The sequence below is a fragment of the Pedobacter sp. genome, assembly GCF_037719805.1.
Taxonomy (GTDB): Bacteria; Bacteroidota; Bacteroidia; order Sphingobacteriales; family Sphingobacteriaceae; genus Pedobacter.
In genome coordinates, this window is record NZ_JBBJLZ010000003.1 from 139,239 (window position 1) to 160,790 (window position 21,552).

Below are 21,552 nucleotides of genomic sequence, written 5' to 3' on the forward strand. Positions count from 1 at the left end.
GGAGGATACAAGGACCAGGCACAAGCTAGGAATTGTCTCAAAAGCGAAGATTTCTCTTTTTGCAGTAAAGCTGTACAGGCTAATTAATGATACCCTCTTAAAAATGGAGGGAATAATGAATTGTAGCCTATAGATTTCGGAATGCTTTAGCAGGATTGATTTCGTTGACAACATTTGCTTCAAATTCCCTCCAGACAGATAAAGGAATTCCTGCTTCTTTAACAATATTTGTGAGAAAGGCATAATTAGAGTTCTGGTCTTTGTTTTTCAAGGCATTTTGTAAAACCCGGAATGTTTTCTCTTCACCTACTCTTTTTTCAAGAGCTAAAAGCACCAATGGTCCATAAGCATATCGATACGCATCATCCATTTCGTCTTTATCAGTAAACTGAGATAAGGGAATGATCTTGTTTTCTGCAAGCAGCCCTTTTTTAAACTTTATAGAACTTCTAGTTGAATCTTTGCCATATTCATGTTCTGCTGCTTTCATGGAAAGATATTCTGCTGTCGATTCAATGAAAAAGTCTCTAAGCGTTGAATTAGGCACGAAGACAGCGCCAAAGTAATAATGGGCCAGTTCATGTGCGTAAAATGAGAACCTTACAAAATGATTCAACTTTCCTGTTTTTGGATCTATAGTTTTGCTAAATGGTAGACCTGCCACTGCAATGGTTGGGAAAGTTACAAAGCCCCAGGATTGATTAGGTCCATAAGTCTGAATAGCTTTATGTTCTAAAAATATAATTTTTTCTTTATACGGAACCTTTAATTTTTTTTCATAGAAAGTTTTTATCCCGGTTATTTGATGGTCGAACGCAGCAGCAATATCATCTTGCATTTTGGCATTCAGAAAATCACTCCCGGGAAATTCCTGCTTACTATAATTCCCCATGAAAAGGAGCAAAGCCCTCGGTGTTGTGCTTTTAAAATTTGCAGAAGGACCAGGTTTGGCTGAAGTTCCGTTGATGTATATCGTCTTACAATCCTGACAGTCTACGCTAATATTATAGCTAAGTTTCTCTATTTCCCGGTCATGTTTGGTATCATATATTACTGGATACCACTTGCTCTCCTCGGTAGCTCTTAAGGTTTCACCATTAAATGCAATAATGGATTTATAGTCCACCAAGTTCATGGTGTCTGTATAAATTGGAAAAGCACCAGTATAGCTAACTCGGATTGTCCTAGGTGAAACAAGATAGCTTTGACTACGATATGGCCTATAATCCATTACATCTCCTAATGATTTGCTGTTGAATCTAACGAAACCGACACTGTCCTCCATAAATTTGATGTTCATGCCATGATGTAGACGTATTCTGAAAGCTGTATCAAGTGCTGGCAAGTTAGAAAGCTTTAAATTTGCCTGAATAGTGCCCGCTTTCATATTGATGGTCAGTTTTCCGGCAATAAGAGGAGACAGATCCTCGGAAAGAGATTTTTTAAAACCAAGGGATGATGTTTTTTCCTGTGCTATGCTCGCTTGGATTGAAAGAATAAATAGAACTAGTAGTAGGTGCTTAAGAATCATGTCTACTTAATGTCTTTTGATATAGTGCCAAGTTAAAATAAAGGTTTGTATACGTTTGTTCTTTTTATAAATACCGTGGAATAATGGAGGATATAGTTTTGGCGCAAGCACGACTTGCCGCACAAACCGACATTATTTGCCGTAAAGCTTCAATGAAAGTCAGTTCCGCCAAGCGTCTTTTTAAAGGAGGGAATAATGATAAAGTTCCAATTTACTTCGGTTGGGTGGCTGCAGATTCTTTTAGTAAATTACGGTAGATCAAATTTTGAAAAGCCAGGACAGTTTCATTCTTTTCAAATACTTAGGGACATATTATTATAATTCCTATTCAGGAAAGGTCATTTAGCACGTAACTAAAATTTTTATTATCTCGTCAAACCCGTAAATTTATTACATGAAGCATTTATATCTTTTAGTTTTCGCCCTTTTATTTCCGCTTTTGACTAAATCACAACACATCCAGACATCACTAATTTACACATCGGATATCGACCGTTTTTGGATAGCCTATGATAGTGTAAAGACCACTATTGACACAGCCATTCAGAGAAATTATATGCAAAAGCTATATATAGATAAAGGATCTGAAGGACTACAAGCTTTTATGAAGGCGCGTGATTATGACGCAGAACTTTGGGTTCACATTATAAATAAATATCCTAAGTTTTGGACTAGCATAAGAAAAAACACTTTGCAAGCTAAAAGGGATGCTAAGCGCATTGAAGTAAGCATTAATCAATTTAGAAAACTTTATCCAGAATTACGTCCTGCTAAGATGTATTTCACTATTGGAGGATTGCGGTCTGGTGGCACAACAACAAATGATATGGTTTTGGTGGGAGCCGAAATTGCGACAGCCGACCAAACAACTGATGCTGCAGAATTAAGCGATTGGTTAAAAAATGTTTTTAAAAATCAGCAGGGAGCCAATTTAGTTAGCGTAAATGTTCACGAGTACGTTCATACTCAACAACAACCAAAAGGACAGACTTTACTTGCCCAGAGTATCAGAGAGGGTTCTGCAGACTTTATTAGCGAAGTAGTAACCGGAAAAATAGATAGCAGTGCTTATACTGTGTATGGAAGACAACATGAAGCCCGATTAAGGGAATTGTTCAAACTAGAAATGTTCAGTACTGAAACGTCTAATTGGTTGTATAATGGCTCTAATGCACCACATGCCGACTTAGGTTACTTTATGGGATATGCTATTTGCCAATCTTACTACAAAAACCAGCCAGATAAGAGAAAGGCCATAAAAGATATTATTGAGCTGAACTACCAGAATTTGCAGCTTTTGAACGATTTTTTGACGGCTTCTAAATATTATGACAAGCCTTTGAACCCAACCGAATTGCTTAAAGATTTTGAAGCCCTGAAACCCTCTGTTGTAAACCTCTCACCCGACATTAATTTAAAAACTGACGTGGATACAACTTTAACTGAATTAACATTCAATTTTTCTCAAACGATGGGAGAAGGAAAATCTATCACTTTTGGTAAAGGAGGTAAAGATCACTTCCCACTTACTAGTATTATTGGCTTCAGCGAGGATCGAAAATCTTTCAAAGTTAAGCTTGCCTTAGTGCCAGACAAAGATTATAATTTTGTAATTACTGGTAAAGGATTTAAGTCCAAAACTGGATACCCGCTTAAAGAATATACTGTTCAGTTCAACACGAAGAAGGCTAGATAATTCTACATACAGCTTCCCTCATTCTTATCAAAAAATGGTGGTGGCTGTTGCACAACTCCAATAAATGTAAAATTCTGCTTTTATAAAATTGCCAGAATGCGTAAATTAAAGGCATGCAAGGCAGAAGGACTATACCGAAAAGCTGTTCACCAGCTTCCAGCTCTCGAGCCGGGTTCCCAAGGGAAACCTGTACCGCAAACTCCGCGAAACGCTTGATCTGAGCTTTTTATATAAAGACACTAAAGAACTTTATGGCAAGACCGGAAACCCGTCAATTGACCCAGTGGTCTTTTTTAAGCTTCTGCTAACAGGCTATCTGGAGAACATTACCTCTGACCGTAAACTTGTGGAGCATTGCTCCATGCGAATGGACGTGTTATATTTTCTTGGATTTGATATAGACGAAGACTTACCCTGGCATTCAACAATTAGCAGGACAAGGCAGCTTTACCCGGCCTCACTGTTCGAAACATTATTCAACAAGGTATTTACCCTTTGTGTAAACAGTGGAATGGTTTCCGGTCATACTCAGGCGGTAGATTCAGCGCCCGTTAAAGCAAACGCATCAATGGAAAGCGTGGAATTGAAAACACCAGTAATCTCTATTAATAACCACTTGAAAAAAGTAGAGGAAGAAAATCAGGAAGTTAAAAAGAATAATGATCCACCTAGCTCAGTGCAAATAACTGCGCCGGAGCACGAGTTAAGTCGGGTTAAAAAACGCCATCAAAACCTGCTTGATAATCCAGTTGGGGCACCCGGGGCATCACACGAAAAAGCACAGTTACTTAGCAACAAAACACATTACAATCCACATGATCCGGATGCCCGTATATCAGTAAAGCCTGGCAAAGCCAGAAAACTGAACTACCACTGCAGTATGGCAGTGGATACAGCAGAAGGTGTAATCTCGCATATTCAGGCAGACTTCGCCGATGGCAGAGACAGCCAGTATCTCCCTAGCATTGGAATGCAGTTGCAAAACCGATTAAAGAAAAACGAACTATCAATGACGGACCTGATTGCAGATGCAGGTTATTCTAACGGCTTCAATTACAAGTTTCTTGAACAAAGAAATGTTACCGGATGGATACCCGTATTTGGCATGTATAAACCTGAAATTGAAGGCTTTCCTTACAACAAGGAAAAGGATGAATACAGTTGTCCAATGAACAAGCCTTTACCATTCACGGGATTTCATACGAACAAGGATGGTACTGTATTGAAAAACTACTATGCAGCATCCAAGGATTGCAAAGTTTGCCCCATGAAATCTACCTGTGTACCAAATATACCATGCAGAAAGATCACCAGGACGGTTTATGACGAGCAGTATTTGAGGGCTTACAGCAGACAAAAAAGTGAACGAGGAAGACAGATGAAGAAACTCCGGCAAAGTACAGTGGAACCTGTCTTTGGAAGTTTGACTCAGTACTATGGTTTAAGAAAAATAGGGGTACTTGGTAAAGCCGGTGCCCATAAAGTCATGCTGATGGCGGCAATTGCCTTCAATTTGAAGAAGTACCTGAAAAAAGGAAGAAGAAAGACTTCTAGCACCTTTCTAAAAGTCATTATAGACACCTTTCAGCGGTACTTATTAGCATTTTCAGTTAATCAGTATCAGTTGTCCTAAAGCCTGAATAAATGATCTGATAAATCGATGTTTAAGAAATGTAGCCATTGTGCAACAGCCACGGTGGTTTTATGATAGGCTACTTTGGGTAGCAATGCTAGATCTTGTCTCAAAAAACGAAGGAATGGCCCCTGCATTTTTCTTTAGCTGTAAATATGCAGCATCAACTACGCCCTAGAGAAAAGAAGTGTCTTACAAGACGAATGAAATTAGAATTGCCCCCAGTCCAAATCTGCTTCTTCAACTTTCTTGCTCTTATTCTTTGCTTCCATTGCTTGAATAAACTTAACCATGGAGGAAATGTTACTGAATATCAGAACACTTTCATCATAATTTAGAATTTGGTTATCATGCGCATAACTTCTATTATTACGGATGTCATTAAAAGCATCCATAATTTGGAAACTAAATTGCACTATCTTTTCTGCCATTGCAGATTCTAGAAAGCCCTTTTCTCTGATGGCTTTTATATATTTCCCAAACAGCGCGTTAACCGTTTCCCCCTTAGTTAAAGTAATTTTATGAAGGTCACAAAGTTCTTTCAGGAACTTAATTGTGTAGGTGTGTAATCTGTCGAGCGCAGCTTCTGGCTCGTTTTTTTCTATACTCTCTCGTATGAGTTTCGCTAGTGAATGGAAGTCTTTGTCTTCATTTGTAGCCTGGATGGCGTCAATATGTTCAAGAACATTTCCGCCACTTATTAGACGGTCAAAGATTTTAGTATACAAGCTGTAATAATTAGAATCTCTTAATTTACCTTGTTGCTTATTGAAATCAACCAATTCTTCAAACAGAGCTTTGAGCAAAAGTCCAACAGTATAATCTGATTCAAGTTCAATAAACTTAAGTAAACGTTGCCCTTTTGATCCTGAGTTGTTCTCTGAATACTTCGGGTCATCAGCGTTCATTCCGGTTACATCGTATATGAAATCGTTAAAGCTAGGGTTTGAAAAGTTAAGAACATACCCGGCCTGGACAAGGTTGTCTTTAATAATTTTCTTTTCCTGGAACGACAAGTTTGCCATGCGCCAATATACTAATAGTTGGATACCCAAGCAATTATTGGAATTAGCTTAGAGCAACTTTCATCTGTAATATTGTCTTAAAAAAGGAAGGCTATCTCAAGCTTTTTTACGGGCTAATCTTAGATTTTTAAAGAAATCTAATTTTGGATCTTTTCTAATTCCTTCTCCTTTAATCGAACTTTCAGAAACTACAAGCGTATTATTATCAGTTAATACCGCTTCAAACGGAGTATTCTTGTAAGTGCGATTGTAAGCTTCCCGTAAAATCAGACCATTCAAAAGTAGAATTTAGCTGCTAATATCTAGCAACAAATCAGCTGGCGTTTTAAAGCCTAGTGCTTTGTGTGGCCTATGATTATTGTAATCATACATCCATTCTTCAGCTTTTTCTCTTACTTCGTCCAGTGTTCTGAATATGTAAGCATTCAATAATTCCCTACGCATACTCCCGTTAAATCGTTCCACATATGCATTTTGAGTTGGTTTACCGGGTTGAATAAATATCAAGGTAATCTTTTTCTCATTACACCAATCCCCTAGCTTATCTGAAATGAATTCTGGACCGTTGTCGACTCTAATCATGCTTGGTAGACCTCTATACTGCTCTAACGCTTCCAATGCTCTTACAACCCTATGAGCTGGTAACGACAGATCAGGCTCGATGCACAAGATTTCCCTGTTATAATCATCTACTATGTTCAGTACTCGAAATTTCCTTCCGTCCCATAAGCTGTCGCTCATAAAATCGATTGACCATACCTGGTTGATGGCTTCAGGAGTAGACAGAATTTGTTTTACTCTGGCGGGAAGTCGTTTTCTTGCTCGCCGTCTTATATTCAATTTCATAGCAGTATAAACCCTGTATACCCGTTTATGATTCCAAAGAAAGCCTTTGCGTCTCAATCTGTGGTAACATTTCCAAAACCCAATAACAGCATGCTTTTCAACGAGCACTTTCAGCTCATCAATAATCTCATCATCATCTTTCTGCTTATGAATATAGAAACAACTACTTCGAGGAACGTTTACACATAAACACGCCTGACGATGGCTGATTTTCTTGACCATTTCTTCCACCAGCCCGCGTTTTTCATCAGACGTTAACGCTTTTTTTCTACAGCTTCTTTAAAAGTTTCATGTACCAGACTCAGATTTGCATACATTTTTTTAAGCCGGGCGTTTTCATCTTCCAGCTCCTTTATCCTTTTCAGTTCGTTAACTTCCAGACCACCATAACGCTGACGCCACTTGTAGAAGGATGCAGTGCTTACACCTAAATCACGGCATAGCTCATTAACATTCCTACCATTTTCATGTTCCTTGATTGCTTTGACAATCTGAGTCTCCGTAAATCTTGACTTTTTCATATTACACATTTAAAGTTAAAAATTCTTTTTATCGCCCGCGCTACGCTTGGTCGAGAATTCTACTTTTAAATGGTCAGCTTTTAGGGAAGCTTACACGATTATCGCTGATGTTGAGTATGATTTTATTTTCGTTACTTCTATCTGCTTGTGCATAAATGGAAGAAGTCGCAAGTGCATCTATTATAGTTTTGCCATTTTTTTCTAATTTGTAACCTCCTGATAATGTTTCAAATGAATATATCATCTGTGTAGTTGCTGTAAAACTGATTTTTAATTCTAGAATGAGCTGTGTTTCATTATTGCTATATACCCATGTTCCGGCAAATTTCCTAAATGCCTTCTCCGAGATTACTGTTCCAGCCTTTAAATTTTCATTACCAGTAAAAACCTTACTTTCTACAGTATCCTTAAGCTGTGCTGATGCGCTTAGGCCAAATAGTATACCAATGGAAAACATTAAGATGAATTTTTTCATATACACATTATTAGTGAGCTTTGTCTACTCATAAGAAGTAAAGAAAGAGGGACCGTGATCTGTGATCATAGTCCCTCCTATCTAAATTAACGCTCTCTCGCTTACTATAGCGTTTAAAGCTTGATTATTGTTATACAACGAAAGTTTATTTTAGTATCAAAGGAAATCTCATAAAACGAAGGAATCAATCCTATTCTTTTAGCTGTAAATTTTTATGGCATTAAGTACGGCAAAGAGACAAGAGGTCTTTAAGAAAACGAGGGTTAACTATAATCTTCCTAATGCGACTAGTTCTTACAGCAATGACCTGGTAAACCATTTGATGAACCGCCAAATATAGAACCGGATTTACACGTTTGACCTCTTATGATAACGACTTGGCGGAGCGTTTTCAAATTCTTATTTTTCCTACAAGTAAGCATTTAAAAACCTTTTTGTATTTTTAAAGACTAAGCTCCGAATTTGATATGAAGAATATTCTATCTAAAGCCATATTGCTTGTACTATTCCTAGGAAGTAACTTAAATATCTATGCGGATTGTAATATCACTGGAAACATGACTTCTTTTAAAGGCGCTAATTTCCATATTAACAACAACGAATCTGCACTAAATGAACACCATGGGGAGTTACTTGACCAAGGCATTATTGACAAGGATGGAAAATTTGTATCTGTGTTCAAAGTATCAAAATCAGGAGAGGCGATCCTGTATATTGGCAAGACTTTTTTCAGAATTTGGATTGATAATGGTGAATTAATAATTTCTGCCACAGACTCTGGATTGAGTTTTAGTGGGAGCCTTGCCGGTGAAAACAAGTTTATGTTTGATTCAAAGTTTATGCAACCTTATTTGATTCCAAATGCGCTTGCATATAAACCAAACCAGATTAGTGCTTATATCTCTAAATGGAATGCCTTTCAGAATGAACGTCTGGAACTAATAAAAGAAGGTAAACAAAATCGATTATCTGAAAGGTTTATTCAAAGAATGGAAGGTGAAATCCTTAATAGCACCATATATGCGAAAAACCAGTTTCCTTTACTACAATCAATGATCCCTGAAGCATTACCACCGGACTATTATAACTTTTGGAGCGATTTTCATATCCTTGAAGATGACCCAAGCCAAAAGGCATATATGAGTGCCCTATTGGACTATGCTGAATTTACGGTAAAGAAAAGTTACCCTTTGGAAACCTCAGATAGATCCCTGTTGATCAAAAAAGAGATATTTTTTCTGGATTCAGTGTTATCCGAGAGACCTCGGACACTGGAGGTGATAAAAGGAGAACTTACGCTGTTCTTGATAAAGTACTTTGACGACAAAACCCTTCTGGAAGAACTTAGAAAAAACTTTAAATTGGATTACCCTAACTCTTCGTACACCAAACTAAGTGACACAAAGTGGTTTGAAAAAGAATTTAGGCAAAATAAAAAAGTCAGCTTCACGCTGAAAAACATATCAGGACAGGAAGTCAAGATTGAGGAATTTTTAGGGAAACTCGTTTATGTAGATTTTTGGGGAAGCTGGTGTAAAGCATGTCTTGAAGAAATGCCCTCTGCTGTTAAATTGAGAAAAAAGTTTGAAGGCACTGATATCGTGTTTCTTTATTTGGATTTTTATGATTCAAAGAGCCAGTGGCTAAATGCGGTAAATGTCCACAGAATTGATGGCGTAAATCTTAAAGCAGAAGATACTGATTTACCATATTTTGATGCCTATTTTGGTGTTAGGCAGGGATTTCCACGGTATGCGCTTATAGACAAAAAAGGCATTCTTAAAACGACAAGCGCACCATCGCCAAGCGACACGAGCGTTATTGCATTTCTTGGAAAAGCCCTTAAAGACTTATGAGGGCAGGGTTGCACCTAAGTTTTGAGAGTATACATTATCAAAAAAAGGTCTTTTAAAAAGATAGGATTGGGAGGTTGAGGATAGGCATTTGTCTTAAAAAACGAAGGGGTGTCGAAGTAAATGCATTCTCCATTCTTTCCGACAATTTTGTTATTTTTAAATATGAAAGTTTACTCCACAAACTACTACGATACTTTTATTGAAGTTTCGCAAGACTCAAAAGCAAACTGTGGGACAAGGCCGCCCTCAAAAGCAAATCGAACAATTGCGGAACGTCAATACGATTTAATTACTGGTCACCCTTATGCATTCACATCAGATGAGATATTTTTTAAAGTCTTTGTAGAAAGAAACGATTTGCTCGAGCAAGAGATAAATCAAGCTAAAGAACTATTTTTCTCTAAAGGCCAACCATGTTTTCGGGCTTCTCCATTAGCCAAAACTTATGGCTTCAGGATCCATTGTAATGAGGAAGGAAAAGTATCTATTTATGGAGTAGAAACTGAAGAATACCGAAAATTAGTAGAAAACAAATCTATTAAAATGTTAAAGGCAACGAGATCAGGCAAGTAAGAAGTGTACATTGCCTCAAAAGACAAAAATGTGTTCTTTACTTTTTTAGCTATCTTAAATCACGGCAAAAATAGGTAGTTGTCTAATAAAACGAAGCTATTCAATGTCAATTTTTCTATTAGCTGTAATTTAATAGATCCATAAGGGATATATTAATATCATTATATATTTATATCTTGATATTTATTATTTAGTCAACCGCGATTAGGAAGGCAGGATTTTGTCTCAAGAAAGGAGGGTAACAACCTGTTTTTTAGCTGTTATTGTAACTTCGAATAAGTCGTTAATATATTTTATATCTTTATATATTTAGATCACTAGTAATCTAAGCATCTTATCTCAAAAACGAAGGTATGGTCCCCCATCCAATATTATTTTTCTTTTAGCTGTATAATTTGAACGCTTAGAACGGCAAAAAGTACATGGTCTCACAAAACGAAGCTTATAAATTATTAATTTAGTAAAGCTGTACTATTATAGTATTTCGACCGCTTTCCTTTTCTCTTTTAGCTGTTAAACCTACATATCAAGTACGGCAAAGAGAAAACAATTATTTCACTAAACGAAGGTATACGTCCCCTACGCATAGTTACGATCTAAGATTTGAAAGCTGCAGTCGCTGTGAAGTAAAGTTACTTTCATTGTTTCCACAAGTACCAGATTCAAGAAGAATAATACCAGATTCAAATATTGATGATAAAGACGATTACCTGTTTTCCATATTTGTTACAAACAAACTCATATGAAAAACCTGACGGTCTGCCTATTGCTAATTTTAACTGCTAATTACTGCTTCGGACAAGAAATCGACAAAAATGCGCTAGCCATTATGCAAAAGTCTTTTGATAAAATCGCCAACTTAAATATCGTTAAGTACAATTTAATATTCAAGGACACGATGTTAAGGGCACCAAACCCGATGATAACCGAACAGACAACCATCAATGGATTAATAAAAAAGAATGCATACTGGTACTTATCATTCGAAGACAAAGCTCGATGGCTAATCCAAGCGGATACATTGTTTAAGCGTGAAGTGAAAAGCCTCTCACTCAGCTATTCAACTAACTGGAGCGAGCATGAAATAGCCAAATACAGCATATATAATCTTTTAGGCAACGATCGTTCAAGCTTTAGCTCTAAGAACGTGGCATCATTAAAATTTGTTCAAGATACTTCGTTGGCAGAATTTTATGTTATTGATGAGGTTCGGATCAAAAGGGATTTCAAAACAGATGAGGTACAGGATGTGAAGTCTTATGACAGGCATTGGATTAATAAAAGTACGTTACTTCCGATGCGTCGAACAAAATATAGTGAGACAATCCAAAATAAAAGACAGGCTATTGATATATATGACTTTGCTTTTAGAATAGAAGAATTGGCTAAAGCGCCTAAGGAAGTCACTAGCTTTTTTGATTCGATAACAGTAGTAACAAAAGAAAAAGAGGCAGATAGTCTTAAAATTAATTCTGCTGCTCCAATGTTTTCAGCTGTTAACCTTGACAATAGTAAAATTGTAACGCTTAACAATCTTAAAGGAAAAGTATTATTATTAGATTTCTGGTATATGTCCTGCATGCCTTGTAGAATATTGACTCCCAAAATTCAGAAATTACATGAAAAATTTGCCAAACAGAATGTTGCTGTAATTGGTGTGAATCTAATAGATACATCTTCTCAAGAGATAAAGGCTTTCTTAAAGAAAAAACAAATTACTTTTCCACAATACTACAAAGCAGCTAACCTTGCGAAAGACTATAAACTTTATGCGTACCCAACAATAATAATTGTAGGAAAGGATGGAAAGATTAAACTTGTGGAGTTAGGTTTTAACGATGATATAGAGACAAGATTAGAGCAACTTATTAATGTTGAATTGACAAAATCAATCTAACATCAGATTAATTTATCATTTTAAATGCTATACAATATAAACCGCAAAAAATATTTAAATCCCTATATGGAAAACATAGTTCATGCATTAAAAAATATGTTTTTCTTGATAATCATAATTTGTTTGGTTGGTGACTTATCGAATGCTCAACCAAACGTATCAAACAAAAGACCGCTATCACTTCCATTTAATTCCGTCCTAGTCAAAAAAAATATCAATGGTAAAATTTGCGATAACTGTCCGGTAGATTTTGCCTTGAATGCTGAACTTGATTTTAGTTATATACTTACTGGCGTAGAACATGCATCCGGCCGTTTATCTAAAAACCAATTTCCAACCCGGTATGGAACAGATAATAACTACACAAATATCCATGTAATATCAAATGCGAAAGTTGGCATAACTTTTCTTCCAAACTATCTTATAAAAGATGGAAAATACTTTCAACTTCTAAGGAATTTTAAGGGCATACCCTATAAACAACTTGAATTTGAGATTAGACAAAATAATAGTGTTATCAGAAACTGGGAACGAATTCGCACTCTAAAAGAAATACAGGATTATACCATCTTTGGAATTGGGAGTGACGATCCGTCTACTATTGCGCCTTGGGAACAAACCTTCCATGCCGGAAGTTTTGAGCTAAAGGTTGATGATTTGTTAAGCATCACTGTCAGAACGATAGAGACAAAGGAAATCATTAGGAAAATAGCAATCTTTCGTCCCGTTGATAAAGCTTCAGATTTTATCTACTATCAAATTCCTTTAACAAATGATGATTTAGGTCACAGTCTTCAAAATATTTTGAACCTTAATATTGACACATTCAAAGCTTTCAAGGGAGACTCTTCTACCACATTTATAAAAGAATACAATTCACTCGGGATTTTAAGATTTACGAACCTCCAGGAAAATGAGGTATTAGAATATTCATTTGGGAATAACCCCTTGGAATGGAAGTCTATAAAAACAAGAGATCCAAGAACTGGTATATTCCTGGTGCTTCCAAGTACTATGAAGGATGGAAAAAGACAAAGAATATTTCTTCGTTACCAGAGCCAACCCGAAACAATCCACTCAATAGAAGTTCAAGTAAATAAGCGCCCATTTAAGTTTCCATGGTTTCAGCTATCATTCATTTCCATTATAATCTTAGCTATTATCGTAATAGGATTTAACATTAGGGAACGGAGGAATAAGAAGAAATTAGCGGCCCTCACTAAGAAAAATATTGAAACCGAAACTTACCTTGCATTACTTAGTGGCCAATTAAATCCTCATTTTCTATTTAATACGCTTAATGCTATTCAGGGTACTATCGGAAGTAATAATCCAGATATCTCTAATGCTTATATTGGTAGCGTAGCTAAATTTATGCGTGATGTGATGGACAGCGGTAGGAAAGAATTTATTTCCTTAAAAGAAGAACTTAAAATGGAAGAAGATTACCTTCAACTTGAGCAGCAACGATTAGCTTTTCAATATACCATAACTATTAGTCCTGATCTTGACCCTGACCTAATTGACATCCCACCCTTGCTTTTACAGCCAATATTGGAAAACAGTATCCGTCATGGATTTGGTAGTAACCATCATGCTTCAATGATAAAAATTACCGTCAATAGGTTAGATAATGCATTAGTTATTAGGGCGATAGACAACGGTGATTCAGTTTGGTATTCAAGTGAAGTATCGGAGGGTCACGGTCTTTCGCTTACCAGGAAACGCCTTTCAATTTATAACGAAAAGCTTCAAAATATGTTAATTTTTCTGGATGTCTCTTATGTAGAAATGGAAATGGGCACAGTTGCTACCTTTACTCTAAACAATTGGTTACTATGAAAAATCTCACTTGCTTTATTGTGGACGATGAACAAGTCGCAGTTGAAGCTTTGTCTACAATAATCCGAAGATATTGCCCGGACCTTACAATTTCTGGCACTGCAAATTCGGTCAAGGATGGATTGGAATTACTAAATAGCCAGATAGTTGATATTTTATTTCTGGATATTAAGATGAAACAAGAAACAGGTTTTGATCTTTTGAAGCAACTCCAAATAGATAACTTTCACATCATTTTCGTAACTGCGCATGATCAGTATGGTATACAAGCCATAAAGTTTTCCGCTACAGACTATCTACTAAAGCCAATAATTCCGGAGGAACTAATTGCAGCTGTATATAAAATAAACCATAAAAGAAAGACGTCCGTTGGTGAGATTGATATGCTTTTACAATCTTACGATCATCAAAGAAATAATTTACAAAAACGAATTGCCTTAGCTGACCAGAATGAGATCCGCTATGTACTTATCGAAAACATTGTATGTTGTAATGCAGATAATAGCTACACCAGCTTCTATATTTCTAATGAAACTGCGCCAATTATAGTATCCAAATCAATTTCTGACTATGAACAGATCCTATCCATTTATGGATTTCTACGAACTCATCAATCATGGCTGATCAATAAGAATCGGATAGAGTCATTTAAAAAAGCAGACGGAGGATATCTCGTTATGGATAATAAGATGAGTGTGCCAGTGAGCCGCCAAAGAAGACATTTGTTAAATAATAATGCATAAAAATTGGCGCAGCAAAAAGGAAATAAATGTCTCAGAAAACGAAGGTCATTCTAAGAATTATATCGAAGTTGTGGACACATAAAAATTTCAAGCGACGTGTCGCTTATTTCACCAAATACTTGACCAGCTCCTCTACACCTAAAGAAGCGGTTTTGTTAATCTTAATAGAGTTAAAGTAGTCTATACTAGGGTCGGGGTCTATGATAAATTTTTGTGCATATAAAGGTACTTCATCAACTAAACTTGCCGCAGGCATTACCATTAAACTAGTTCCAACGACAGCAAATATATCTGCGCTGCTACACAGTGATATTGCATAGTTCATATTTGACACCGATTCGCCGAACCAAACAACGTTAGGTCGAAGACTCATTCCATGAATGCACTTGTCATTAGAAGTAATTTCAGAACCAATAATATTGTATGTTAATGAGGGGTCGACATCAGATTGTGCTTTAGTAATTTCACCATGAAGGTGCAATACATTTTTGGAACCGGCTCGTTCATGGAGATCATCTACATTCTGTGTTATTATATGCACATTGAAAGCGCGTTCCAGGTGAACTAAAGCTAAATGTGCCAGGTTAGGCACTGCCTTCAATACCTTACCTCTTTGTAAGTTGTAAAACTCCTGAACTAGCCCTGGATTTCTTTTCCAGCCATCAAGGGTAGCTACATCTAACAAGTTATAGCCCTCCCATAAACTATCGACACCTCTAAACGTTTCTAAGCCGCTTTCTACACTAATACCAGAGCCAGTCAGTATTACGATATTTTTCATAATTGATGTTTAATGATAACGTTATTAATTGAGAATGGATTATTGGTTTGTATCAACAATAAATATTTCGTAGCCGAATCTTTGCACTCATTTAGTTGCAGTCTTTTTTGAGTTTGCTATCTCGATCTTCTTCTTCAAGTGTTGGAAGATAAGCCTGTAATCGTCAGAATGTCTTTGACTTACCCTTACTACAATCCCTGCTGGATGTCTCAAGGTGAGTAAAAAGATTCGTTTATTTTCTGTAATGTCATCAATGTTGTTTTTCTCAATGATCTCTCTTCTATTTATTTCCAGGTATTTCCCAACTTCTAAATGAGACAAGGAGTCACAAATAGGGTGTGGCCATTCAAATTGATCTCCACTTTTCGTGTATGCGATGCGAGTTCCTTGGAAACTCTTGATAAAGCATATTTCTCGAAAGTTCTTAATTTTAGAAGTAAGTGGTAACTTCACATATTTAACTATCGTTTTAACTTCGTCAGCGTTTTTGTCGATACGCAGTTCAGAAGCGAAGTCAGGCTGTGGTTTAATGATTAAAAAAAAAGCATCTTTAGCCACATACAATAAGTTAAGCACAAATATAAGTAGTGCAATTGGCATGAAATAATGAGTGAACCAGGCAGTGTCGGAAATTACGATGCGATACCTACCGTAGTATATTGTAGCGGATAGGAATGCTATTACTATTGGAGCTAAAATGCACTGCGAAAATTGCTTTGTTAGTCTTTCCTTATAAGACTTTTCCCAAGGGTATGCTTTATTTAAAGTCTTATTTTGAATGTGAACATATTGTAAAACGATGAATGAAGCTAAAGAAGTAGCAATCATTGCGGGCATAAACCCTTTCAATTGAACCAAAGCTGTAAGCTCAATAGTCTCTGCATGCATTACCAAGGCAAAAGCCACCGGTATTGAGAATAGAAGTCTCAACACGTTGTTTAATATTAAGAAGGTCCCGCTTAAGGTATTGAGTGCGTTGTATTTGGTCATTGGGATTGTAAGGTTAGTCATTATTTATGGTAATTCTTTTTAATTGACGATTAATGGTTTTATCGTTCATGAATTTAATTTTATCGTTGGTAATTTTGAGGCATGCATTTTTAAAAAGATTAGGCGGTTCACATGTACTTTCGATTATTGAAATTCCTTAAACGATACGTATGAAAGATGTTCTATTACGAATTGAGTTGCTATTGACTCGGATACTTGAATCTTCTGAAGTGAACCCAAGCTCCCTGGATGTTTCTAAGCAAGATGTTTGGTTAGATGGAGTAGAAGTCAAAGCTCTACTTCATATAGGCGATATGACTCTATTTAGAAGAAGAACTGATGGGACATTCAAATGCAAAAAGATTGGGAAGAAGTGGTTTTATGCAAAGTCTACTTTATAACCTGTAAAAAGCATTCTTTTAATAGATCAAAAACTATCAAATCCTATCAAAATATATCATAAATAACTGATCAACAAATAGTTAAGTAATTGTCATTACGTTTGATTCAGCAATTGGAAACACCTTACCGGCCGGATGGTTAACTAGTGCTTTAAACAACAAAATAATTTAACTTAAAAAAGAAGATCATGGGATTTTTAATGGGTGGACCTTACTACGATTTAATCGGGAGAACAGGTAACAACGTTGGACGCAGAAGAAAAGGGAAAAATGTTTTCTCAATGCGTCCGTCAAAATCAACAAAACAGCCGACAATTTTACAATTGAATCAAAGGCTAAAATTCGGATTAGTAACAAGGTGGTTGAGCAATGCACTCAACGTCATCCAAATTGGTTATCAAGCTTACCAGACTACTGGTTCATCTATGAACTCCGCTGTAAAGCAAGTATTGGACGATGCGATCACAGGAGTCTCACCCAACTTTGCGCTCGACTACTCACGAGTGCAGCTAAGCAAGGGACCATTACTTGGAGCCCGCAACTGGGTAATGTCAGCCATAGCAAGTGCTGAAGTCGAGCTTACCTGGGATGCTAACGTTGGTTCAGGAAAGCATAATGTTACTGACAAGTTGATCATTTTTGCTTTTTGCCCAGTGGTTGGTGAGTTCTTAGAACTAATTGCTCCAGTTACCAGAGGCGCATTAGCGTACACATTAAGCGTTCCAGCTTCGATGAGTACTGAGCTACTTCATGTTTGGATTTCATTCATGAATCATGAAGAGGATGTCGTTTCAAGAAGCGAATTTAGATCGATAACTCTGCTCTAACAATTTAGATTGGCCTTTGAGACAAAAGAAAAGAACGTTTCGGATGGTCTAAAAGGCCAATCTTTCTTTAACAAAAAAGTAAACAAATTTTAAACTGAAAAAAAATGAAAACAATAGCTAATGGAATACGAGAGAAGCAAATAATTGAACTTTTGAAGCCAGTGTTGGTACTCATTATTTTGATATTAGCATGGCCCTTAGTACAAATGTTACTGTTCACTAGTGATCAGACAACTGGTTATGTGGACCCCAGCATATTAATATTGATTGTCTTAAGCTTAATATGCTTTATAGGAATGGTGGGATTAAGTGGTTGGCTCTTTATAAAGGCACTCAAATCAGTAGGATTACCAATTATTGGAAATATGGTTTCACAATTTAATACTATGGCAGTATGGCAACAAATAGGCTTCTATTATGCTTCTTATGCGTTACTTCTTTTAGCGGGAGTTGGGTGTTTGGTAGCAGTTTTATAAGAAAAAACGAAAATGGTTATGGAAGAATTATCAAGTACGCCCGAGAAGAAATCGGGGTCAGGGAAACAAATAATGCAAACAGTGGTATACGTGTTGAAGCTTATCTTGCTTATGTGGGTTTCGAAAAAGGAGCGCCCTGGTGCGCGGCGTTCGTAAGTTGGGTTTATAATAAGGCTGGCTACAAACTTCCCAAATCAGCATGGAGCCCCGCGCTATTCCCGCATTCAAAACGTTCGAAAGAACCAGAGCCTGGAATGATCTTTGGAATTTATTTTCCTAATCTTAAAAGGGTCGGACACTGTGGAATCGTAGAGTCTATCCGAAATGACTGGCTGACAACGATAGAAGGCAACACGAACGCTTTAGGGTCCAGAGAGGGAGATGGCGTATATAGAAAGCTGAGGAAGAAGCAGACAATACGTTATTATTCAAATTGGATCCATTAAATGTTTGAAAGAGATTAACAATCTTGGATCCAAATCAATTAAACTTAGTGTCTCTGTTTACAAGCCTGCTCACCATTATTGGGGCAGGCTTATTTTGTTTGAGCTAACATATGATTCGTTTTTTAGCTTGAGAATTTTATTAGAGTTTGGCATAAAATATAGTCTCTGATTATCGGTACTTTTGCATTCAACAGTACTTGAATATAGAAAAATAATGAACGTCGCAATAAATGGTTTTGGTCGGATCGGTCGTATATTCTTACGCACAGCCCTCGAACGAAACATAAATGTTGTCGCCATAAACGACCTCGGTGATCCCGCTACTCTTGCTCACCTCTTTAAATATGATACGGTGCACCGTGGTTTTAAAGGTCAGGTTTCCTTCGCAAATGATCACCTGCTCATCAATGGTAAGTCCATCCGGGTATTCAGACAGCCCAATCCCGCAGCGCTTCCCTGGAAAGAATTAGATATTGATCTGGTCATCGAATCTACCGGTAAGTACATCACACGGTCCGGCGCTGAACTACACCTCCTCGCCGGTGCAAAACAGGTCATCATCTCTGCACCTTCTCCGGATAAGGATGTGCCCATCGTGGTGCTCGGTGTCAATGATGCAGATATTGATTTGAAATCAGCCATCCTTTCCAACGCTTCCTGTACCACCAATAATGTTGCACCAATGGTAAAAATTCTCGACGACAATTGGGGTGTGCTTGAAGGATACATCACCACCATACACTCCATGACTGGTGATCAGAACCTGCACGATGCCCCACATAAAGATCTTCGCAGAGCCAGAGCCGCTTCTGCTTCCATTATTCCAACCAGTACTGGCGCGGCGAAAGCGATCACCCGCATATTCCCGCAACTTGACAATAAACTGGGTGGGGCCGGGATCAGGGTTCCGGTCCTCAATGGCTCCCTCACAGATTTCACCTGCCTCCTCAAAACGCAAACTTCCATAGAAGCCATCAACGCAGCTTTTAAAAAGGCGGCCGACAATGAAATGAGCACCATCCTCGAATACACGGAAGATCCAATCGTCTCCGTAGATATTCTGGATAACCCGCATTCTTGTATATTTGATGCACAGCTAACTTCCATCGTAGGTGATATGGTCAAAGTAGTAGGCTGGTACGATAATGAATTCGGCTACTCCGCAAGATTGGCCGACCTTGTTCAAAAGATAGATCAACAAAATGGTTAAGTACATCTCCGCAGCACAAACACTGCCCCTTAGAAGTAAGGTCCTCAGAAATGGGATCGAATTGCAGAGATGCATCTTCCCCACAGATGCCAATGAAGATGGTTTTCACCTCGGCTTCTATACCGGAGCGGAAGTCACCTCCATAGCTACCTTCTTTTGGGAGGATTACCCCGATCAACCGGTCGGCGGAGTCCGCCTCCGGGGTATGGCCACTCATCCTGATTACAGGGGCCAGGGCCAGGGGGCAGCCATCATAAATTTTGCGCTGAGCGAGCTCAGTTCTCAGAATGCTTCTTATATTTGGTGCAACGCCCGTGTTGGCGCAGTAGGCTTTTATGAGAAATTAGGCTTCCGCATCGCCTCCGAAGAGTTTGAAATTCTAGGGATAGGCATGCACTTTAACATGATCAAAACTTTAAGATAACCTTTTACTTCAAAAATAATGAGAACAGTAGACGATTGTAATTTCAAAGATAAAAAAGCCCTGATCAGGGTCGATTTTAATGTACCCCTGGATAAGGAGTTTAATATTACCGATGATAAACGCATGCGCGCCGCATTGCCTACCATCAATAAAATCTTAAAAGATGGTGGCTCCGTGATCTTAATGTCACACCTCGGCCGACCAAAAGGTGGTCCGGAAGACAAGTATTCTTTGAAACACATCTTAGCTGATCTTTCAAAAATGCTGAATGTAGAAGTTAAGTTCTCTGCCGATTGTATCGGTGAGGAAGCTGAATCTGCTGCAGCTGCGCTTGCTCCAGGTGAAGTGTTGTTGCTGGAAAACCTTCGCTTCTACAAAGAAGAAGAGAAAGGCGACAAAGATTTCGCTGGTAAATTGGCGAAGCTTGGTGATATCTATGTGAATGATGCCTTCGGTACCGCTCACCGTGCTCATGCCTCTACAGCTATCGTAGCAGAATTCTTCCCTAATGATAAATACTTCGGTTACCTGATGGCCGAAGAGCTTAAAAATGCCGAAAAAGTAAATCATGGTGCTGAAAAACCTTTTACTGCCATCATGGGTGGCGCCAAGGTTTCTGATAAGATCTTATTGATCGAAAGCCTCCTGGATAAAGTCGATAACCTGATCATCGGTGGGGGTATGGCTTATACTTTCGCTAAAGCTCAGGGTGGTGAAATAGGTACTTCTTTATTGGAAGCAGATAGAATGGCGCTTTGCCTCGAATTGCTGGATAAAGCTAAAGCTAAAGGGGTAAACTTATTGCTTCCACTCGATACGGTGATCGCAGATGATTTCAATAACGATGCGCAAAAAGATACGGTCGACTCTGGTCAGATCCCAGCAGATTGGATGGGTCTTGATATCGGTCCGAAGTCTATCGAGCTGTTTTCTAAGGTGATCAAAGAATCAAAAACGCTGTTATGGAATGGTCCAATGGGCGTGTTTGAAATGGCTAATTTTGAGCAGGGAACGCGTGCAATCGCAGACGCAGTTGTAGCGGCTACTCAAGACAATAATGCCTTCTCTTTAATCGGTGGCGGCGACTCTGCCGCGGCGATCGCAAAATTCGGTTTAGAAGATCAGGTAAGTTATGTTTCTACCGGTGGTGGTGCATTGCTCGAATATATGGAAGGCAAGGAATTGCCTGGGGTTAAGGCGATTAACGACTAGCCCTCAGATGAACTTTTAGAGCAGGCGTTCCCTTTATACCGGAACGCCTGTTTTGTTTACCACCGGGTTTTCGGCCTCTAAAGGGTCGCTAAGGCGCATGGTATACGCAAAATAATATGTTGAAAACTTTTTGTGGTAGGATGTGGT

General features: G+C 37.9%; 21 protein-coding genes and 1 pseudogene. 15 read left to right on the forward strand and 7 right to left on the reverse strand.

Annotated elements, in window-relative coordinates; all coding sequences use genetic code 11:
* Positions 1–127: 127 nt before the first annotated feature.
* Entirely contained in the window at positions 128–1,531 is a 1,404-nt protein-coding gene (locus WKF66_RS10220) for a M1 family aminopeptidase (RefSeq protein ID WP_489674347.1), read from the reverse strand.
* 83 nt (positions 1,532–1,614) lie between these two features.
* Here WKF66_RS10220 and WKF66_RS10225 point away from each other — a divergent pair, with 83 nt between their 5' ends.
* The 3 genes and pseudogenes from WKF66_RS10225 to WKF66_RS10235 all read left to right on the forward strand — a co-directional run.
* The gene (locus tag WKF66_RS10225; protein WP_489674348.1) at positions 1,615–1,788 is read left to right on the forward strand and encodes a hypothetical protein; all 174 of its coding nucleotides are present in this window, start codon (positions 1,615–1,617) and stop codon (positions 1,786–1,788) included.
* 137 nt (positions 1,789–1,925) lie between these two features.
* The gene (locus WKF66_RS10230; RefSeq protein ID WP_489674349.1) at positions 1,926–3,227 is read left to right on the forward strand and encodes a DUF2268 domain-containing putative Zn-dependent protease; all 1,302 of its coding nucleotides are present in this window, start codon (positions 1,926–1,928) and stop codon (positions 3,225–3,227) included.
* A gap of 136 nt (positions 3,228–3,363) precedes the next feature.
* A pseudogene (locus WKF66_RS10235) lies at positions 3,364–4,860 on the forward strand (IS1182 family transposase); the annotation flags it as partial.
* Between the two features lie 209 nt (positions 4,861–5,069).
* On the opposite strand, the gene WKF66_RS10240 reads toward WKF66_RS10235, so the two are convergent.
* The 4 genes from WKF66_RS10240 to WKF66_RS10255 all read right to left on the reverse strand — a co-directional run bounded on the left by WKF66_RS10240 (position 5,070) and on the right by WKF66_RS10255 (position 7,727).
* Positions 5,070–5,885 carry an abortive infection family protein gene (locus WKF66_RS10240; RefSeq protein ID WP_489674350.1) on the reverse strand — a complete coding sequence of 272 codons (816 nt, stop codon included), beginning with the start codon at positions 5,883–5,885 and terminating at the stop codon, positions 5,070–5,072.
* 96 nt (positions 5,886–5,981) lie between these two features.
* Positions 5,982–6,164 carry a hypothetical protein gene (locus tag WKF66_RS10245; RefSeq protein ID WP_489674351.1) on the reverse strand — a complete coding sequence of 61 codons (183 nt, stop codon included), beginning with the start codon at positions 6,162–6,164 and terminating at the stop codon, positions 5,982–5,984.
* Between the two features lie 9 nt (positions 6,165–6,173).
* Positions 6,174–7,252, reverse strand: a protein-coding gene (locus WKF66_RS10250; RefSeq protein WP_489672741.1) for an IS3 family transposase whose coding sequence is annotated in 2 segments (ribosomal slippage) — positions 6,174–6,991 and positions 6,991–7,252 — 1,080 coding nt in all. Because the reading frame shifts where the segments join, the coding sequence is not laid out codon by codon here.
* Positions 7,253–7,325: 73 nt separating this feature from the next.
* The gene (locus WKF66_RS10255) at positions 7,326–7,727 is read right to left on the reverse strand and encodes a DUF6705 family protein (RefSeq protein ID WP_489674352.1); all 402 of its coding nucleotides are present in this window, start codon (positions 7,725–7,727) and stop codon (positions 7,326–7,328) included.
* 467 nt (positions 7,728–8,194) lie between these two features.
* On the opposite strand from WKF66_RS10255, the gene WKF66_RS10260 reads away from it, so the two are divergent.
* The 5 genes from WKF66_RS10260 to WKF66_RS10280 all read left to right on the forward strand — a co-directional run bounded on the left by WKF66_RS10260 (position 8,195) and on the right by WKF66_RS10280 (position 14,638).
* Entirely contained in the window at positions 8,195–9,583 is a 1,389-nt protein-coding gene (locus WKF66_RS10260) for a TlpA family protein disulfide reductase (RefSeq protein ID WP_489674353.1), read from the forward strand.
* Positions 9,584–9,745: 162 nt separating this feature from the next.
* Positions 9,746–10,156 (forward strand): DUF6157 family protein, encoded by a 411-nt coding sequence (locus WKF66_RS10265; RefSeq protein WP_489674354.1) that lies wholly within the window; start codon positions 9,746–9,748, stop codon positions 10,154–10,156.
* A 742-nt stretch (positions 10,157–10,898) separates the two neighbouring features.
* Positions 10,899–12,053 carry a TlpA family protein disulfide reductase gene (locus tag WKF66_RS10270; RefSeq protein ID WP_489674355.1) on the forward strand — a complete coding sequence of 385 codons (1,155 nt, stop codon included), beginning with the start codon at positions 10,899–10,901 and terminating at the stop codon, positions 12,051–12,053.
* 66 nt (positions 12,054–12,119) lie between these two features.
* Positions 12,120–13,895: a sensor histidine kinase gene (locus tag WKF66_RS10275; protein WP_489674356.1), complete on the forward strand. Its 1,776-nt coding sequence runs from the start codon at positions 12,120–12,122 to the stop codon at positions 13,893–13,895.
* Positions 13,892–14,638 (forward strand): LytR/AlgR family response regulator transcription factor, encoded by a 747-nt coding sequence (locus WKF66_RS10280; RefSeq protein WP_489674357.1) that lies wholly within the window; start codon positions 13,892–13,894, stop codon positions 14,636–14,638. The genes WKF66_RS10275 and WKF66_RS10280 overlap by 4 nt, the downstream gene beginning before the upstream one ends.
* A 103-nt stretch (positions 14,639–14,741) precedes the next feature.
* Here the strand turns inward: WKF66_RS10280 and WKF66_RS10285 are convergent, their stop codons facing one another.
* Together WKF66_RS10285 and WKF66_RS10290 are read right to left on the reverse strand one after the other, a co-directional pair.
* Positions 14,742–15,419: a Sir2 family NAD-dependent protein deacetylase gene (locus WKF66_RS10285; protein WP_489674358.1), complete on the reverse strand. Its 678-nt coding sequence runs from the start codon at positions 15,417–15,419 to the stop codon at positions 14,742–14,744.
* 87 nt (positions 15,420–15,506) lie between these two features.
* Positions 15,507–16,430, reverse strand: a complete 924-nt coding sequence (locus tag WKF66_RS10290) for a hypothetical protein (protein WP_489674359.1) — start codon at positions 16,428–16,430, stop codon at positions 15,507–15,509.
* 149 nt (positions 16,431–16,579) lie between these two features.
* Between WKF66_RS10290 and WKF66_RS10295 the strand changes: the two genes are divergently transcribed.
* The 7 genes from WKF66_RS10295 (at position 16,580) to WKF66_RS10325 (ending at position 21,405) form a co-directional block, all read left to right on the forward strand.
* Positions 16,580–16,810: a hypothetical protein gene (locus WKF66_RS10295; RefSeq protein ID WP_489674360.1), complete on the forward strand. Its 231-nt coding sequence runs from the start codon at positions 16,580–16,582 to the stop codon at positions 16,808–16,810.
* A gap of 188 nt (positions 16,811–16,998) precedes the next feature.
* Entirely contained in the window at positions 16,999–17,637 is a 639-nt protein-coding gene (locus tag WKF66_RS10300; protein WP_489674361.1) for a DUF6266 family protein, read from the forward strand.
* Positions 17,638–17,741: 104 nt separating this feature from the next.
* Entirely contained in the window at positions 17,742–18,113 is a 372-nt protein-coding gene (locus WKF66_RS10305; RefSeq protein WP_489674362.1) for a hypothetical protein, read from the forward strand.
* Positions 18,092–18,559 (forward strand): CHAP domain-containing protein, encoded by a 468-nt coding sequence (locus WKF66_RS10310; RefSeq protein ID WP_489674363.1) that lies wholly within the window; start codon positions 18,092–18,094, stop codon positions 18,557–18,559. The genes WKF66_RS10305 and WKF66_RS10310 overlap by 22 nt, the downstream gene beginning before the upstream one ends.
* A 214-nt stretch (positions 18,560–18,773) precedes the next feature.
* Positions 18,774–19,769, forward strand: a complete 996-nt coding sequence (gene gap / locus WKF66_RS10315) for a type I glyceraldehyde-3-phosphate dehydrogenase (RefSeq protein ID WP_489674364.1) — start codon at positions 18,774–18,776, stop codon at positions 19,767–19,769.
* Positions 19,762–20,193, forward strand: coding sequence for a GNAT family N-acetyltransferase (locus WKF66_RS10320; protein WP_489674365.1), 432 nt, complete (start codon positions 19,762–19,764; stop codon positions 20,191–20,193). Before gap ends, WKF66_RS10320 begins: the two co-directional genes overlap by 8 nt.
* Positions 20,194–20,211: 18 nt before the next feature.
* A complete protein-coding gene (locus tag WKF66_RS10325; protein ID WP_489674366.1) occupies positions 20,212–21,405 on the forward strand; it encodes a phosphoglycerate kinase in 1,194 nt (397 codons plus the stop codon).
* The last annotated feature ends 147 nt before the right edge of the window (positions 21,406–21,552 follow it).